This window comes from Microbacterium sp. NPDC090007 (assembly GCF_044748345.1).
Lineage (GTDB): Bacteria > Actinomycetota > Actinomycetes > Actinomycetales > Microbacteriaceae > Microbacterium.
In genome coordinates this window covers 1-15831 of sequence record NZ_JBIVFV010000003.1, presented here as the reverse complement: position 1 = coordinate 15831, position 15831 = coordinate 1, and the positions used below count along the sequence as shown (strand labels likewise).

Below are 15831 nucleotides of genomic sequence, written 5' to 3'. Positions count from 1 at the left end.
TCGGGATGCCACGGCTCAGCCCGCCGCGCCGACGAGCTCTCGCTCGGCGCTGCCGGCGTCCGAGGCGGTGTTGCGCTGCGCGCCCGTGCGACCGGTCTCGAGGAGCTCGGCGAGGAAGGCGCCCGTGTGGCTCTCGGCCACGCGCGCGACCTGTTCGGGCGTGCCCGTGGCCACGATCGTGCCACCACCGGCGCCGCCCTCGGGACCGAGGTCGATGACCCAGTCGCTGCTCTTGATGACGTCGAGGTTGTGCTCGATGACGATGACCGTGTTGCCCTTCTCGACCAGCCCGTTGAGCACCTTGAGCAGCAGCGAGACGTCCTCGAAGTGCAGGCCCGTCGTCGGTTCGTCGAGCACGTAGATGGACCGGCCGTTGCTGCGGCGCTGGAGCTCGGTGGCGAGCTTGACGCGCTGCGCCTCACCGCCCGACAGGGTCGTGGCGGACTGACCGAGGCGGACGTACCCCAGCCCCACGTCGACGAGGGTGCGCAGGTAGCGGTGGATCGCCTGGATGGGCTCGAAGAAGTCGGCGGCCTCCGAGATCGGCATCTCGAGCACCTCGGCGATGTTCTTGCCCTTGTAGTGCACGGACAGCGTGTCGCGGTTGTACCGCTTGCCGTGGCAGACCTCGCAATCGACGTACACGTCGGGCAGGAAGTTCATCTCGATCTTCAGGGTGCCGTCGCCCGAGCAGGCCTCGCAGCGACCGCCCTTGACGTTGAAGCTGAAGCGCCCCGCTTGGTAGCCGCGCACCTTCGCCTCGGGAGTCTCGGCGAAGAGGCTGCGGATGCGGTCGAACACCCCGGTGTAGGTCGCCGGGTTCGAGCGCGGGGTGCGGCCGATGGGCGCCTGGTCGACGTGCACCACCTTGTCGAGGTTGTCGAGGCCGGTGACGCGCGTGTGCTTGCCCGGCACGCGGCGCGCGCCGTTGAGCTTGGAGGCGAGGACTTCGTACAGGATGCCGTTCACCAGCGTCGATTTTCCCGATCCGCTGACGCCGGTCACCGAGGTGAGCACGCCGAGGGGGAAGTCCACGGTGACGTTCTGCAGGTTGTTCTCGCGGGCGCCGACGACGGTGACCTGTCGCTTCTTGTCGATCTTGCGCCGCTTCTTGGGGGCCTCGATGGCGCGACGGCCCGAGAGGTAGGCACCGGTGAGCGAGGCGTCGTCTTCGAGCAGCTGGGCGAGGGGACCCGAGTGCACGACGTTTCCGCCGTCGACGCCCGCGCGGGGTCCGATGTCGACGACCCAGTCGGCGGCGTGGATGGTCTCTTCGTCGTGCTCGACGACGATGAGGGTGTTGCCCAGGTCGCGCAGCGTTTCGAGGGTCTGGATGAGGCGTCGGTTGTCGCGCTGGTGGAGGCCGATCGACGGCTCGTCGAGCACGTAGAGCACTCCGGTCAATCCCGACCCGATCTGGGTGGCGAGGCGGATGCGCTGGGCCTCGCCGCCCGAGAGCGTGCCGGCGGCGCGACCGAGGCTCAGGTAGTTGAGGCCGACCTGCAGAAGGAAGTCCAGGCGCGCCCGGATCTCGCGCAGGACCGCGGCGGCGATGGTCGCCTCGCGGTCGGTGAGGGTGAGCTGCGAGAAGAATTCCCGCGCGTCGGCGAGACTCATGCGCGAGGCCGCCGCGATCGAGGTGCCGTCGACGAGGACGGCGAGCACCTCGGGCTTGAGGCGGTCGCCGTCGCACACGGCGCACGGCACTTCGCGCAGGTACTCCGACCAGCGCTGACGCTGGGCGTCGGACTCGGCCTGCAGATATTGCCGCTCGATGTAGGGCACGACGCCCTCGAAGCCCGACGAGTAGCGCATCTCGCGCCCGTACCGGTTCTTCCACTTGACGGTGACCTTGTAGTTCTCGCCGCGCAGCACCGCCTGCTGGACGTCCTTCGAGAGCTTCTTCCAGGGCGTGTCGAGAGAGAAGTCGAGGTCGCGCGCCAACCCCTCGAGCAGACGCTCGTAGTACTGGAAGAGGCCCTTGCCCTGTGTGGTCCACGGCAGGATCGCTCCGTCGCGGATCGAGAGCTCTTCGTCGCCGAGCATCAGGTCGACGTCGACCGACATGCGGGTGCCCAGGCCCGAGCAGACCGGGCAGGCACCGAACGGAGCGTTGAACGAGAACGTGCGGGGTTCGATCTCGGTGAGCTGCAGGGGGTGGCCGTTGGGGCAGGCGAGCTTCTCGGAGAAGGACTGCCAGGCGTCGTCGCCCTCTTCGTCGACGTAATTGACCTGCATGGTGCCACCCGCGAGACCCATCGCGGTCTCGACGGAGTCCGTGACGCGGCTGAGGATGTCTCCGGATGCCACGAGCCTGTCGACCACCACGGCGATGTCGTGCTTGTAGCTCTTCTTCAGTGCCGGTGGTTCCGAGAGCTGAACGAGTTCGCCGTCGACGACGGCGCGGGCGTAACCCTTCGCGCTGAGCTCTTTGAAGAGGTCGACGAACTCGCCCTTCTTCTGCGTGACGACGGGGGCCACGATCTGGTACCGGGTGCGCTCAGGCAGCTCCATGAGCTGGTCGGCGATCTGCTGGATCGTCTGACGCTGGATGCGGGCACCGCAGTCGGGGCAGTGCGGCACACCGATGCGCGCCCACAGCAAACGCATGTAGTCGTGGATCTCGGTGATGGTGCCGACCGTGGAACGCGGGTTGCGGTTGGTCGACTTCTGGTCGATGGACACCGCCGGGCTCAGACCCTCGATGAAGTCGACGTCGGGGCGATCGACCTGACCGAGGAACTGACGGGCGTAGGCGCTCAACGACTCGACGTAGCGTCGCTGCCCCTCGGCGAAGATCGTGTCGAACGCGAGGCTGGACTTGCCGGAACCGGACAGACCGGTGAAGACGACGAGGGAGTCGCGGGGGATGTCGAGGTCGACGTCCTTGAGATTGTGGACTCTCGCGCCCCGGACGCTCAGCTTGCCACTGTTGGCGGAATTCGCGGTCGACGAGGGCTGGGCGATGGGAACGATGGGCACGTGTTAAGTCTAGGTCGCCCCTCCGACATCGGCCCCGGGTTCGCGGGGAGCGCACGGATGTGCGAGGGTGCGCGGGTGAGCGTCGCGGGCCGCCGACGAACCGCGTGGCCGTCTCGAACCGCCACCGGCACCGCCTCCGCGCCGGCACTCCGATGCCGCGGCCGGATGGTCTTCCGCGCCAACCAACCCGTCAGCCGCGCGGCGCGGCCGCGAACGGTGCGAGGCCGTCACGGAGCGCGATGAGATCCGTCTCGTCGACGCCGACTCGGGCCATGACCGCGCCCGGGACCCCGAGCGCGTCCTGCCGCAGGGCCCGACCCTCGTCGGTGAGGTCGATGTCGAGCACCCGCTCGTCCTCCGCGCGGCGGGAGCGCACCACCCTCCCCTGCCCCTCGAGGCGCTTCACCAGCGGCGAGAGTGTGGCCGGCTCCATGGCGAGCTCCGCCGCGAGCCCACCGAGCGAACGCGGCGCACGCTCCCACAGCGCGAGCATCACCAGATACTGCGGGTGCGTCAGGCCCAGCGGCTCCAGCACGGGCCGGTAGATCGACACGACATTGCGTGCCGCCGTGACGAGGGCGAAGCACACCTGATTCTCCAGCCCGAGCGGATCGTTCATGTCCCTCCACAAATAGTTTGTACACTAAAGATCATGACACGAAAGGACGCCGATCGCCCGCCCCTGCGCGATCGTGTGCGCGAGGCCGGCGGCTGGTACCAGTATCTGAACACGCGGTTGATCCGCGTCGCCGGGCCCGCCTCCGTGGGCCCGTACGAGACCACGCCCGAGCCCGTCCGCACGCAGCGCCCCTGCCCGCTGTGCCGTCACCCGATGTCGGAGCACGGCGTCGATCGATCAGGACCCAAGCCTCTTCTGCACTGCCCGTGAGCCCGCCCGGCACCCGACGAGCCCACGAGCCCGCGGGAGGGCCGGCCGCAGTCCGCGAACCCGCGGGAGGGCCGGCCACGGTCCGCGAGCCAGCGAGAGGGCCGGCCACGGTCCGCGAGCCCGCGGGAGGGCCGGCCACGGTCCGCGAGCCCGCGAGAGTGCCGGCCACGGTCCGCGAGCCCGCGAGAGGGCCGGCCACGTCCGCGAGCCCGCGGGGGGCCACCACGTCCGTGGGCCCGCGGGAAAAACCGGCCACGGTCCGCGAGCCCGCCGAAGAGGCCGACGCCGCGCGGCGGACTTCACCCGTCGACGAGTTGCGCTTCCCTCGAACTCAGGCGTGTCCGGCGCGCTCCATCGCCCGCAGTTCCTTCTTGAGGTCCTGCACCTCGTCGCGCAGACGACCCGCCAGCTCGAACTTCAGCTCGCCGGCCGCGGCGAGCATCTGCTGGGTGAGGTCGGCGATCGTCGACTCGAGCTGATCCGCCCCCTCCGCGGCGATGCCGGTGCGGCGCAGCTGCGGCGTCGGCGACTTGCCCTTGCCCGCCTTATCGTTGCGGGCGAGGAGCTTCTTCGTGTCGGTCGCCTCGCGGGCGAGGACCTCGGTGATATCGGCGATCTTCTTGCGCAGCGGCTGCGGATCGATCCCGTGCTCGGTGTTGTAGGCGATTTGCTTCTCTCGTCGACGCTCGGTCTCGTCGATCGCGTTGCGCATCGAATCCGTGATCTTGTCGGCGTACATGTGCACTTCGCCCGAGACGTTTCGGGCGGCGCGGCCGATGGTCTGGATGAGCGACGTGCCGCTGCGGAGGAATCCCTCTTTGTCGGCGTCGAGGATGGCGACCAACGACACCTCGGGCAGGTCGAGGCCCTCGCGCAGAAGGTTGATGCCGACGAGGACGTCGTAGACGCCGGCGCGCAGTTCGGTGAGCAATTCGACGCGGCGCAGCGTGTCCACGTCGGAGTGCAGGTAGCGCACGCGGACGCCGTGTTCGCCGAGGAAGTCGGTGAGCTCCTCCGCCATCTTCTTGGTCAGGGTCGTCACCAGCACGCGCTCGTCGCGCTCGACGCGCACGCGGATCTCTTCGAGCAGATCGTCGATCTGACCCTTGGAGGGTTTGACGATGATCTCGGGATCGACCAGGCCCGTGGGACGGATGATCTGCTCGACCACGCCGTCGGCGATGCCCATCTCGTAACGCCCCGGCGTCGCCGACAGGTACACCGTCTGCCCGATGCGCTCCTTGAACTCGTCCCACCGCAGCGGACGGTTGTCCATAGCGCTCGGCAGACGGAACCCGTGCTCCACCAGGGTGCGCTTGCGCGACGCGTCGCCCTCGTACATCGCCCCGATCTGCGGGACGGTCACGTGCGATTCGTCGATGACGAGCAGGAAGTCGTCGGGGAAGAAGTCCAGGAGCGTGTGCGGGGGCTCGCCGGCGACCCGACCGTCCATGTGACGGGAATAGTTCTCGATGCCCGAGCAGAAGCCCAGCTGCTGGAGCATCTCGAGGTCGAACGTGGTGCGCATGCGCAGCCGCTGCGCCTCGAGGAGCTTGCCCTGCGACTCGAATTCCTTCAAACGTTCCTCGAGCTCGTGCTCGATCGTTCCGATCGCGCGGTGCACGGTGTCGGTGCCGGCCACGTAGTGCGAGGCCGGGAAGATGGGCACGGAGTCCATCTTCTGAATGACGTCGCCGGTCAACGGATGCAGAGTGTAGAGCGCTTCGATCTCGTCGCCGAACATCTCGATGCGGATCGCGTACTCCTCGTACACGGGGATGATCTCGATCGTGTCGCCGCGCACGCGAAAGTTGCCCCGGGAGAAATCGACGTCGTTGCGGTTGTACTGCATCGAAATGAACTTGCGGATGAGGGCGTCGCGGTCGTACCGCTCCCCCACCTGCAGCGCGACCATCGCGCGCAGATACTCCTCGGGCGCGCCGAGACCGTAGATGCAGGACACGGTCGAGACCACCACCACGTCGCGTCGCGACAGCAGGGAGTTGGTCGTGGAGTGACGCAGACGCTCGACCTCGGCGTTGATCGAGCTGTCCTTCTCGATGAAGGTGTCGGTCTGGGGGACGTAGGCCTCGGGCTGGTAGTAGTCGTAGTAGGACACGAAGTACTCGACCGCGTTGTTGGGCATGAGCTCGCGGAACTCGTTCGCCAGCTGCGCCGCGAGCGTCTTGTTGTGCGCGAGCACGAGGGTCGGGCGCTGCACCTGTTCGACCAACCAGGCCGTCGTCGCCGACTTGCCGGTACCCGTCGCCCCGAGGAGGACGACGTCGGTCTCTCCCGCGTTGATGCGACCGGCGAGGTCGGCGATCGCCTGGGGCTGATCACCGGACGGGGAGTATTCGCTGATGACCTCGAAGGGGCGGACGGAGCGGGTGGCCTGCATGGTTCCAGCGTAGGCGGGGCCTCCGACATCGGGGGCGGGTTGTGTTCGCCGTGCGCGAGCGGCGGGCGTCAGCTCGCGCTCGACACGCGCGCCCAGAGCTCGTCGACCTGACGATGCGTGTCGTCCATCGTGCCCGACGTGTCCACGACCACGTCAGCGAGGGCCAGGCGCTCCTCGTCCGAGACCTGCGAGCCGACGCGCGCGCGGGCATCGTCCTCGGTGAGACCGCGGAGGTGGATCAGTCGCTGCACACGCACCGCCTCGGCGGCGTGCGCGACCACGATCAGATCCCACGCGTCGCCGCGGCGTGCCTCCGCAAGCAGCGGCACGTCGTAGACGACGACCGCTCCGGCGTCCCGCGCGAACGCCTCGGCGAAGCGCCGCTCGGAGGTCGCGCGCACCGCCGGGTGGACGAGGGCGTTGAGGACGGCCAGCCGGTCGGGATGACCGAACACCCGCGCCCCGAGCGCGGCGCGGTCGAGCGAGCCGTCGGCGCGCAGCACGTCGTCACCGAACTCGCGGGCGATCGCGGACAGCACCTCGGACCCCGGGGCCTGCACCTCGCGGACGATCGCATCGGCATCGACCACCACGGCGCCGCGGTCGGCCAGGAGCGCCGCGATGGTCGATTTCCCCGACGCGATCCCGCCCGTCAGCGCTACAAGAGGCATTCGAGCAGGATGCCATACCCCGTCGGCCGCCACAGAAAGGGGGGCGAGCGAGCGCGCCGTCGTCTACCATTCGACCAGGCGGACCTTCCCGACCCGCCCGAAGGAAGATCTTCCATGCCCGCTCCCCGCACCGCGGTGGTGATCGAGGACGACCTCGACATCCGTACGCTCGTCTGCGTCGTGCTCGAGGGTGCCGGCTTCGAGGTGCATGCCGCGGCGACCGGGCTCGACGGCATCGAACTGGTCCGGCGTCACGATCCCGCCGTGACCACGCTCGACGTGAGCATGCCGGGGATCGACGGCTTCGAGACGGCCCGGCGCATCCGCGCCTTCAGCTCCACCCGCATCCTCATGGTGAGCGCACGCGCCGACGAGGCCGAGCAGCGAGTCGGCCGCGAGGCGGGGGCGGACGACTATCTGACCAAGCCCTTCCGGCCCCGCGAGCTCCGCCAGCGCGTCGAAGACCTCGTCGCACCCGCGGAGTGATCGAGCGGATCCGTCCGCCCCGTCGACCGCGGCGCCCGCCGAGGCCGTCGACCCCGGCCACGGATCACGCCTGTCCGAACGCCTGCGTCCCCGTGACCGCGGCGATGGCCGCAGCCTCGTCCGCGCGCGCGGCGAGGGCACGGGCGTCGTACCCGTGGTCCGACGACAGCGCCAACCCCACGCCCACCACCGGCACGACCGACGCTCCGAGGCGTGAGAAGTCCGAGACGATGCGCTCGTGCAGTACCCGCACCACGCGGCCGACGTCCGTCGTGGGTGTGGTGGTGAACGCCACGGTCAGGCCGGTGGCATCCGTTTCTCCCACAAGCGACATCGTCGGGGCGTGACGGCGCACCGAGGAGCGCAGTTCCCGGGCGAACCCCTCGGCGTCCTCCGGGCCGAACGCGACGGCCACGCGCTGCAGATCGTCGACGCGGATGGCGACGACGCACATCTCTTCTCGCGCGGTTTCCGCCCGGCGGCAGACGATGGCGAGGGTGGCCTCGAACGACTCGCGCAGCAGGACCCCGTGGGAGTCGACCGACAGACGGCGGATCTCGGACGTCCCCCGCAGGGCGGACTCGTTGGCCCTCAGCACCGAGGTCACGACCACGGCCGCCAGGACGAGGGTGGTCGTCAGAAAGGCCGAGACGCGCGTGTCGAAGGCGGCGCGGAACACGTCGCTGTCGGGTCCGGCCACCACGAAGACGACCGTGCGCGCGGTGAACCAGACGGCCTCGACGGCGAGGATCCCCGTCAGCCCGGCGGCGCTCCACCGGCGACCGATCGCCCCTCGCCGCGTCTCGAGGGCTCCCAGGACCGCGAACAGCGCATTGCCCAGGAAGAACGGCACCGCCCCGGCCCAGTCCCCGGCCTCGGGTCCGGCGGCGAGTGCGGCGGCCACGGTCACCGCGATCGTGGCGATCATGACCAGCGACGCCCCCCGTATCGACCGGCCGTTGAAGGCGACGCACCCCAGCCAGATGAAGCCGGTGGCGGCGACGAACGCGCCGTTGCCCGCTGCGACGGCGATGGAGACGTCGGGGGTCAGCAACCACACCAGGTAGCAGACGGCCGAGAAGGTCCCCGAGAGGTACGCGCTCGCCCACAGCCGTCCGGGGACTCCGTCGCGCAGCATCAGGGTGTCCAGCAGGTACATCACCGCCGAGACGATGATCACGAGACTCGTGATGGCCTGGAGAGTCAACACGTCGAGGTTCACGGGGCCTCCTTGGGCTCGCGCGGCAGACGCACCGTGAAGGCCGCCCCTTCGCCGGGCGCGGTGCGCACGGTGATCTCGCCACCGTGGGCGCGGACGAGATCCCGGCTGATCGCCAGCCCGAGTCCGCTTCCGTGGGTGGAGGACTTGCGGACCGCGTCGCCGCGGAAGAACCGCTCGAACAGACGCGCCTGCTCGCTCGCGCTGATCCCGGGTCCGTCGTCGACGACGGCGATGACGACCGAGTGCACATCCTCGCCGACGCTCACCGACACCGCTCCCCCGCGAGGGATGTACTTGACGGCGTTCGACAGCAGGTTGTCGACGACCTGCCGCAGCCTCCGCGCGTCGACGACCGCTCGCACCTCCGCGATTCCGGTCGTCTCGATCTGGATGCCGTGGTCCGCCGCCCGCGGAGCCATCGACTCGATCGCGGCGCGGACGATGGCCGAGACGTCGGCGGGGCGCAGCTCGAGGTCGACGCCGATGCCCTCGCGCGAGGTGGAGGAGACCGCGAGGATGTCGGCCACCAGTTCGAGCAGCCGCGAGGCGTTGCGCTCGGCCACGGTGAGGCGGTCCCGGGTGCCCGCGGCGATGCTGTCGTCGTCGAGGGCGAGTTCGAGATAGCCGATGATCGAGGTGAGAGGGGTCCGCAGCTCGTGAGAGACGCTCGCGATGAGGTCTTCGCGCGCGCGACGGGCCTGCTCCTCCACGGTGACGTCACGCGAGACGACCACGCCTCCCGCCTCTCCGCTGTCGCTCGCGGGCAGACGCCGAGAGGTGATGCTCAGGGCGCGGCGGTCCTCGCCGGGCGCGCCGTACCAGACGAGCTCGCCCTCGAAGACCTCGCCGGCGCGGGCGCGTGCGAGGGGTGCCGCGTCGGGGGCGATGGCGGTGGCCCCGTCGGCGGCGAACACCGCCACCTCGCCGCCGAGCACGTCGGTGGCGTCGAGCAGGACCGCATGCGCGGTGTTGGTGACGGCGAAGTCCCCCGCGGGGGTGATGCGGGTGATGCCGAAGTCGACGGCATCCAGAACCTCGGTCACCAGGTCCTCCTGGCGGCGCGCGCGTTCCACGGCCCGCCGCAGCTCGGCGGACTGCTTCTCGAGCAGCTCGCGCTGCGCGCGCGTACGGCGGGCCGTGAAGTGGGCCGTCGTCGACAGCGCCGCCACCACGAACGGCAGCACGAAGGTCGACGACGCGAAGCGCTGCACGTCGGCCGACAGGGCCTGGTGCACCATCACGGTCGCCACGACCGCGGTGAGGACGAAGACGCCCCACAGCCCGAAGACGCTGCCGATCCAGATCGAGGGGAACGCCCACAGCACGCCGAGTCCCGCCACCGGCGCGCTCTCGCGCATCACGGCGATCGCGATGACATCCAGGACCGGCAGGATGCCGACCGCCCAGGGCGCCAGGCGGTCCCACGGCACGAGCACGGCTGCCACCGCGGCGACGAAGACCGTCGACGCGCCCGCAAGGAAGAGCGTCGCGTCCACGACCTGGTCGAGCACGATCGAGACGACGACGCCGAGCAGAGTGGCCGCGGCCAGGAGCAGCTGGTTCGCCACGGCGTTGCGGCGCAGCCCGACGCGCTCGCTCGGGATCGGGGGCGCCATGGCCCCGACCCTAGCGTTTCGCGCCCGACCGGGGCGGCAGCCGCCTCGACGGCACGCCGGTCGGCCCCCCTCGACCCCCTGGGGCCGTCAGAACCCGAAGTCTCCCCCGAGGTCGAACCCGCCGTCGCCCGGGTCGACCGGTGCGGGATCGACGGCGCCGCCGTCGGCGGAAGCGGCGTCCGCTGCCCCCTGGTCGGCGGCCGCGCCGTCGGCATAGCCCGCGTCGTAACCGGGGTCGAACATCGCCCCGACTAGCGCCGATCCCACGACGTAGCCGCCGATGGTGCCGAGCATCGACGCCCCCAGCATCGAGCCGAAACCGGGCCCGCCCGAGAACGAGCGCCCGCCGAAGGTGCGTTCCATGAACCCGGGCTGGGAGTACTCGGCGCGCGTCGCCGCGCGGGCCAGCGCGGACGGATCGTCGGTCGCGGGACGCTCCGCCGGAGAGAGACCGGCCGACAGTTCGTCGAGCACCTGTCGACGTTGCGCGGGGGTGAGCCGTCCGAAGGCCTCGGCGTGCACCTGCTCCACCGTCTCGGGAGGGGCGGTGCGCAGCAGGTACCGGTAGCGCTCCACCGCCTGGCGGTCCTCCGCGGTGCCGGCTGCCGCGCCGATGGATGCCGCGCCCCCGGCGCTTTCGGCGGGCGGAGGCGTGTAACGGCCGTCCGCGTCGCGGAATCCGCTCGCCGTGGGACGAGCGCCGAGATCGGACTCGGTACGCGACCGGCGGTCGTCATCGCCGGAACCGAACAATCGATCCAGAAAACCCATGTCCACCTCCCTGGTGTCCGTCCACGCTACGCGCGCGCGAGTGGGTTCCACGGGGGCTTGTCCTCGGACGGATCCTCCGTGAGAGCGTCACCCTCGACGGGCGATCGCCGCACTCGTCCAGAGCGCGTACGCCGTCCAGGGGTCGTCGTGCGCCGCGGACAGCGCCGCGATGTGCGCATCGAGGGCGGGCGAACGACGGAACCACTCGGTGCGCCCGAACCGCTCGGCGGCGAACTGCTCGTGCCGGCGTCGTTCCCGCAGGCGGTCGCCGGGCTCGAGGGCGAGCAGCTCGTCATGCCAGATCGCGGTCAGTCGCTGTCGCGGCCGGGCCGTGGTCCCGATCTTGATGCGATCCTCGAAACGCAGGTAATACACCACGTCGACGCGGGGAGGGGGCAGCTCATCGTCGACGGGTTCGCCGTGCCGCCACTCGCACACGGCGCACAACCATCCGCTGGGCCACCGCACGCCCAGCCGCGACCCGCACAGGCGGCACGGGGTCGGCAGAAGATCGGTCACCCCGTCGCCCCCGCTCACCCAGTCGGCGCTCACGGCCGCGTGCCAGGCGCACAGCGCGACGGGTGCGTCGCGCTCGGCCGGTCTCGGGCAGTCCCGCACCACGCAACGGGGTTCGGGGGAACCGAGGGTGAGGTCGAGGGCGGGCACGCGCTCACGCTACGCCCCACCCCCGACATCGCCGAGGCGATCGGGAATCAGTCCTCGGACTCGGGCCCTTCCAGAACGAGGAACAGCCCCGCGTACGGGCCCAGTTCGAGCGAGAAGCTCTGCAGTTCGTCGACACGCCCCACGACGTCCCCGGTCGTGGCGTCCACCGCGGTGCTCTGCGGAACCAGCCATTCGGACCGCACCGTGCCCTCGATGGTCTCGTTCGAGAAGTTCAGGACCGTGATCTGCAGGGGCGCATCGTCGGCGCGGCGGTCGCCGCCGTCCAGACGGTGCACCATCACGAGCATGCTGGGGTGTCCGACCTGGGGGATGTCGACCTGCGACGCCACGGCGATGCCGTGATCGCCGCGGATGCGCAGGACGTCGCGCAGACCCGAGAGGAACGACCCCGGGTCCTTCTGCTGATCGCCCAGAGACCCGTAGAGGGACCGTGCACGCGGCATCCCCGAGACGGAGGACGACGCGTCGGGGGCGACGTCGAGCAGATCGTGTGCCCCGCGCTCGATCCATCGGGTGTCCCCCGATGCGATGAGGTGACGCACCTCGTCGGCCGGCAGCGTGAGGGATCCGGTGAGATCCCACCCCGACAGGGCGAAGACGCCCGGCTGCCACGAGTTGTACTTGGCCAGGAGCAGGTGCGCGTCGCGGATGGCCGGGACGTCGTCTTCTGCGATGTCCGCCAGCGTCGCCTTGCCCTGGGTGGCGGCGATGAGGGATGCCGTCGTGCAGGCGATCCCGTTCTGCGTGAAGACGAGGTTGTAGTCGGCGTCGACGGTGAGCTTCTCGGTGAGCTCGGCGCGCACCGCCTCGGCGATCTCGGCGCCCGTGCGCTCGTCGTGGCGGAACGGGTAGAGCGTGTCGCGGTGTGTCGTGGCCCAGTGCACGAGCTCGTAGGTGAGCTCGTCGTGGTTCTGCATGCCGTGCACGAGCTGCACGGGCTCCACCCCGGTCTCCAGCGCGGTCGTCAACGCCAGACGCAGGAACTCGGTGTTGGCGGTCGCGAGGGCGTGGTGGTAGCCCGGGCGGGTGACGAAGTCGTAGGACAGGTCCGCGCCGACGGCGCTGGTGTCGCGGATGTCCTCCATCGTCAGGTTCAGCTCCTGGAAGGTGAACCCGCCGACCTTGCGCACCATGCCGGCGATGATGTGGTTGGCCGCGTGCGAGAGCGGGTGTCCCTCGGACCACGCCGGCAGTCCTTCGGCGCTCTTCTCGACCCCGAGGAATCCGTTGGCATCCAGACGCAGCGCACTGGTGCCGAGGTCGCCGAGCGAGTGCAACGCGTCGCCGATCACCAGACGCATTCCCGCGAACGTGGGGTCCAGCCAGTTGATCGAGGGCTGTCCCTCTTTGAAGTAATGGAGGTAGACCCAGCGGCGCTCGAGTCCGTCGGTGCCGACCACGGGCGCGGTGGCACTCCAGTTGGTCTCTTTGACCCCGGGCGTGTAGAAGATCACGCGCTGCAGCTCGCCGATGATGTACCCGCGGGCGCTCAGTTCGCGCTCGGTCTCGGCGTCGAGGTTGACCGAGTCGCGTCCGGCGGGCACTTCGGGCAGCAGGGCCCAGTCCTCGCGGGGGATCTCGACCATGTGGTAGATGCCCGGGTAGTCCTTGTAGGCCATCTCGGCGAGGCGGAAGTCCGCGCCCTTGCCGGTGTGGCCGGGCACGATGTCGTCGATGACGCTGCCGCCGTGCGATTCGGCGACGTCGGCGACGCGACGGAAGGCGTTCTCATCGCCGAACTCCGGGTCGATCTGCGTGCTGATCCGATCGAAGTGGCCGTCGACGCTGGGCGTCTCCTGCCACCCGGTGATCCCGCCTGCACGCTTGACGGGTCCGGTGTGGATGCCGTTGATCCCGACCCACTCGAAGGCCTCCCACAGCGCCTCGTCGCCGAGCGCATCGAGGAAGGACTCCCCCGGCCGCGTGATGAGCGAGATGGGATAGGCCGTGAACCACACGTCGGTCGATTCGATCGCGCGCCGCGCGTCCGGTCGCGCGTAGGGGTTGCGCCACATCGACGGCTGACCGGACAGCTGTCGGCTCAGCACGTCGGCATCCTTGAGCATGGATTGACGCACCAACCACTCGACGTAGGAGGGGTTGCCCCCGTTGGCGTTGCGCGGATCGGTCAAGAACCGTCGGAGCGTGCCCCCGCGGAACTGATCGCGCGGACGCAACCGCCGCGGCCGCGCGGGATAGCGCTGCTCGTCGTAGCTGATCTCGGAGACCGTCTCGGCCGCCTCGGCTCCGTCGACGGTCGACACCGTCTCCGTTCCGAGCATCTCGTCCTCCGCCATGGTGCGCTCGTCAGCGTCGTCCACTCGCGACCTCCCTCACGTCATCAACGACGCTAGTCGACACCGTCGACATGCCGGGCAGGCATTGACCCCGGGGCCTGTCGTGTCGAACGATCAGGACGGTACGGAGGGCGCCGTCCGCAACGCCGCGACGGCGAGCCCGAACGCCGCTACGCACAGCCCGAGGACGCCCGCGACGAACCAGCCCCATCCCCACGCTCCGAAAACGACGCCCAACGCCCACCCGAACGCGCTCGAACCGGCGTAGTAGCCCAGGTAATACAGCGACGACGCCTGGGCGCGTGCTCCGGGCGCGGCAGCCACGGGCGTCCACCCGGATGCCACCGCGTGCGCGCCGAAGAAGCCTGCGGTGAACAGGACGAGCCCCACGAGGATCGCGCCGAGGACGGGCAGCAGCATCACCGCAGCCCCCGACGCCATCACGGCGGTGCTGGCGAGAAGGACACGGAGGCGGCCGTAGCGGACCGCCATGGCGCCCGCCTGCGGCGACGACACCGTTCCCGCCAGGTAGGCGAGGAACAGCAGCGTCACGATCGCCGGCGCAACCGAGAAGGGCGGCCCGGTCAGGTGGAAGCCGAGATAGTTGTAGACGGCGACGAACGCGCCCATGAGCAGAAAGCCCTGCGCATACAGCGACAGCTGCGCGGGTGAGCGCAGGTTCGCCCCCACGCGGCGCCACAGCGTCGGGCCCCGCACCGTCCGCGCGCGGTGCGGGACGAACCCCCGTGCCGTCGGCACAGAGGTCAAGAACAGCACCGCCGCGATCACGCAGAGAAGGACGACGGATGCCACGCCCCACCGCCAGCCCGCGGGTTCGCCGATCCATCCCGCGACGACTCGTCCCGACAGCCCACCGACGGTGGTCCCGGCGATGTACGACCCGGCGGCCGCCGCAACGTGGCGCGGATCGACTTCTTCACTGAGGTAGGCGAGGGCGACGGCCGGTACCGCCCCGAGGGCGGCCCCCTCGAGCAGGCGCAGCGCCAGAAGGAGCGCGAGATCCGTCGCGAAGGGGGTCAGCGCCCCGAGCAGGGTCGCCGCGATCAGCCCGATCGTCATGGCCGGGACGCGGCCGACCCGGTCGGCGACCACCGACCACGGGATCACGGCGAACGCGAGTCCCAGGGTGGATGCCGACACCGTCAGCGCCGCGTCGGCGGGATCCACCCGCAGGTCGCCGGCGATCGCCGGGAGGACGGCCTGGGTGGCGTAGAGCTGGGCGAAGGTGGCGACCCCACCGAAGAACAACCCGATGAGAAGCCGTCGATACGCCCGGGTCCCGGGAAGGTGTCCCGAGAAATCGCTCACCCGCCGAGCCTAGTCCGCCGGGTGTGGCGAAGCGCCGGCGCACACCCACCCGGTGTGAGGCACGGGGTGGGTGTGTGCCGGCGCGTGACCGGTGTCAGGGACGTGACACGCCCCGTGAATGCGAAATGGCCACCCAGCGTTGGGTGGCCATTTCGTGTGAAAAGAAGTCCGGCGGTGTCCTACTCTCCCACAGGGTCCCCCCTGCAGTACCATCGGCGCTGAGAGGCTTAGCTTCCGGGTTCGGAATGTGACCGGGCGTTTCCCTCTCGCTATGGCCGCCGAAACACTATGGATGTGTTTCAAAAACCTACAACGATATGTTTCATTGTTGTGTTGTTCTCGACCGTACATCGAGAACCACTCAGTGGACGCAAGCACCAAAAACGGTGTGTTATCAAGTCATCGGCTTATTAGTACCGGTCAGCTTCACGTATTACTACGCTTCCACATCCGGCCTATCAACCCAGTAGTCTGGCTGGG

At 69.7% G+C, this 15831-nt stretch carries 12 protein-coding genes and 2 rRNA genes; 2 read left to right on the top strand and 12 right to left on the bottom strand.

The features are described 5' to 3' along the window. Nucleotides 1–15 precede the first annotated feature (15 nt). Nucleotides 16–2982: an excinuclease ABC subunit UvrA gene (gene uvrA / locus ACIPVB_RS11340; protein WP_400369007.1), complete on the bottom strand. Its 2967-nt coding sequence runs from the start codon at nucleotides 2980–2982 to the stop codon at nucleotides 16–18. 190 nt (nucleotides 2983–3172) lie between these two features. Then, entirely contained in the window at nucleotides 3173–3601 is a 429-nt protein-coding gene (locus ACIPVB_RS11335; protein WP_400369005.1) for a MarR family winged helix-turn-helix transcriptional regulator, read from the bottom strand. A gap of 33 nt (nucleotides 3602–3634) precedes the next feature. On the opposite strand from ACIPVB_RS11335, the gene ACIPVB_RS11330 reads away from it, so the two are divergent. Further along, nucleotides 3635–3871: a hypothetical protein gene (locus ACIPVB_RS11330; protein ID WP_400369003.1), complete on the top strand. Its 237-nt coding sequence runs from the start codon at nucleotides 3635–3637 to the stop codon at nucleotides 3869–3871. A gap of 331 nt (nucleotides 3872–4202) precedes the next feature. Here the strand turns inward: ACIPVB_RS11330 and uvrB are convergent, their stop codons facing one another. Then, nucleotides 4203–6272: an excinuclease ABC subunit UvrB gene (gene uvrB / locus ACIPVB_RS11325; RefSeq protein ID WP_400369002.1), complete on the bottom strand. Its 2070-nt coding sequence runs from the start codon at nucleotides 6270–6272 to the stop codon at nucleotides 4203–4205. A gap of 68 nt (nucleotides 6273–6340) precedes the next feature. Then, nucleotides 6341–6943 (bottom strand): dephospho-CoA kinase, encoded by a 603-nt coding sequence (coaE, locus tag ACIPVB_RS11320; protein WP_400369001.1) that lies wholly within the window; start codon nucleotides 6941–6943, stop codon nucleotides 6341–6343. Between the two features lie 114 nt (nucleotides 6944–7057). Here coaE and ACIPVB_RS11315 point away from each other — a divergent pair, with 114 nt between their 5' ends. Then, nucleotides 7058–7429, top strand: coding sequence for a response regulator transcription factor (locus ACIPVB_RS11315; RefSeq protein ID WP_400369000.1), 372 nt, complete (start codon nucleotides 7058–7060; stop codon nucleotides 7427–7429). A gap of 64 nt (nucleotides 7430–7493) precedes the next feature. On the opposite strand, the gene ACIPVB_RS11310 is transcribed toward ACIPVB_RS11315, so the two are convergent. From ACIPVB_RS11310 to ACIPVB_RS11275, 8 genes are all read right to left on the bottom strand, one after another. Further along, the gene (locus ACIPVB_RS11310; RefSeq protein WP_400368998.1) at nucleotides 7494–8651 is read right to left on the bottom strand and encodes a hypothetical protein; all 1158 of its coding nucleotides are present in this window, start codon (nucleotides 8649–8651) and stop codon (nucleotides 7494–7496) included. Then, nucleotides 8648–10267 carry a sensor histidine kinase gene (locus ACIPVB_RS11305; protein WP_400368996.1) on the bottom strand — a complete coding sequence of 540 codons (1620 nt, stop codon included), beginning with the start codon at nucleotides 10265–10267 and terminating at the stop codon, nucleotides 8648–8650. The genes ACIPVB_RS11310 and ACIPVB_RS11305 overlap by 4 nt, the downstream gene beginning before the upstream one ends. A gap of 87 nt (nucleotides 10268–10354) precedes the next feature. Further along, the gene (locus tag ACIPVB_RS11300) at nucleotides 10355–11038 is read right to left on the bottom strand and encodes a hypothetical protein (protein ID WP_400368994.1); all 684 of its coding nucleotides are present in this window, start codon (nucleotides 11036–11038) and stop codon (nucleotides 10355–10357) included. Between the two features lie 87 nt (nucleotides 11039–11125). After that, nucleotides 11126–11704, bottom strand: coding sequence for a GIY-YIG nuclease family protein (locus tag ACIPVB_RS11295; protein ID WP_400368992.1), 579 nt, complete (start codon nucleotides 11702–11704; stop codon nucleotides 11126–11128). A 47-nt stretch (nucleotides 11705–11751) separates the two neighbouring features. Beyond that, nucleotides 11752–14007, bottom strand: a complete 2256-nt coding sequence (gene treS, locus ACIPVB_RS11290; protein ID WP_400369445.1) for a maltose alpha-D-glucosyltransferase — start codon at nucleotides 14005–14007, stop codon at nucleotides 11752–11754. Between the two features lie 129 nt (nucleotides 14008–14136). After that, a complete protein-coding gene (locus ACIPVB_RS11285) occupies nucleotides 14137–15351 on the bottom strand; it encodes an MFS transporter (RefSeq protein WP_400368990.1) in 1215 nt (404 codons plus the stop codon). 166 nt (nucleotides 15352–15517) lie between these two features. Continuing rightward, nucleotides 15518–15634 (bottom strand): 5S ribosomal RNA (gene rrf, locus ACIPVB_RS11280). 107 nt (nucleotides 15635–15741) lie between these two features. Beyond that, a 23S ribosomal RNA gene (locus ACIPVB_RS11275) occupies nucleotides 15742–15831 on the bottom strand; the annotation flags it as partial.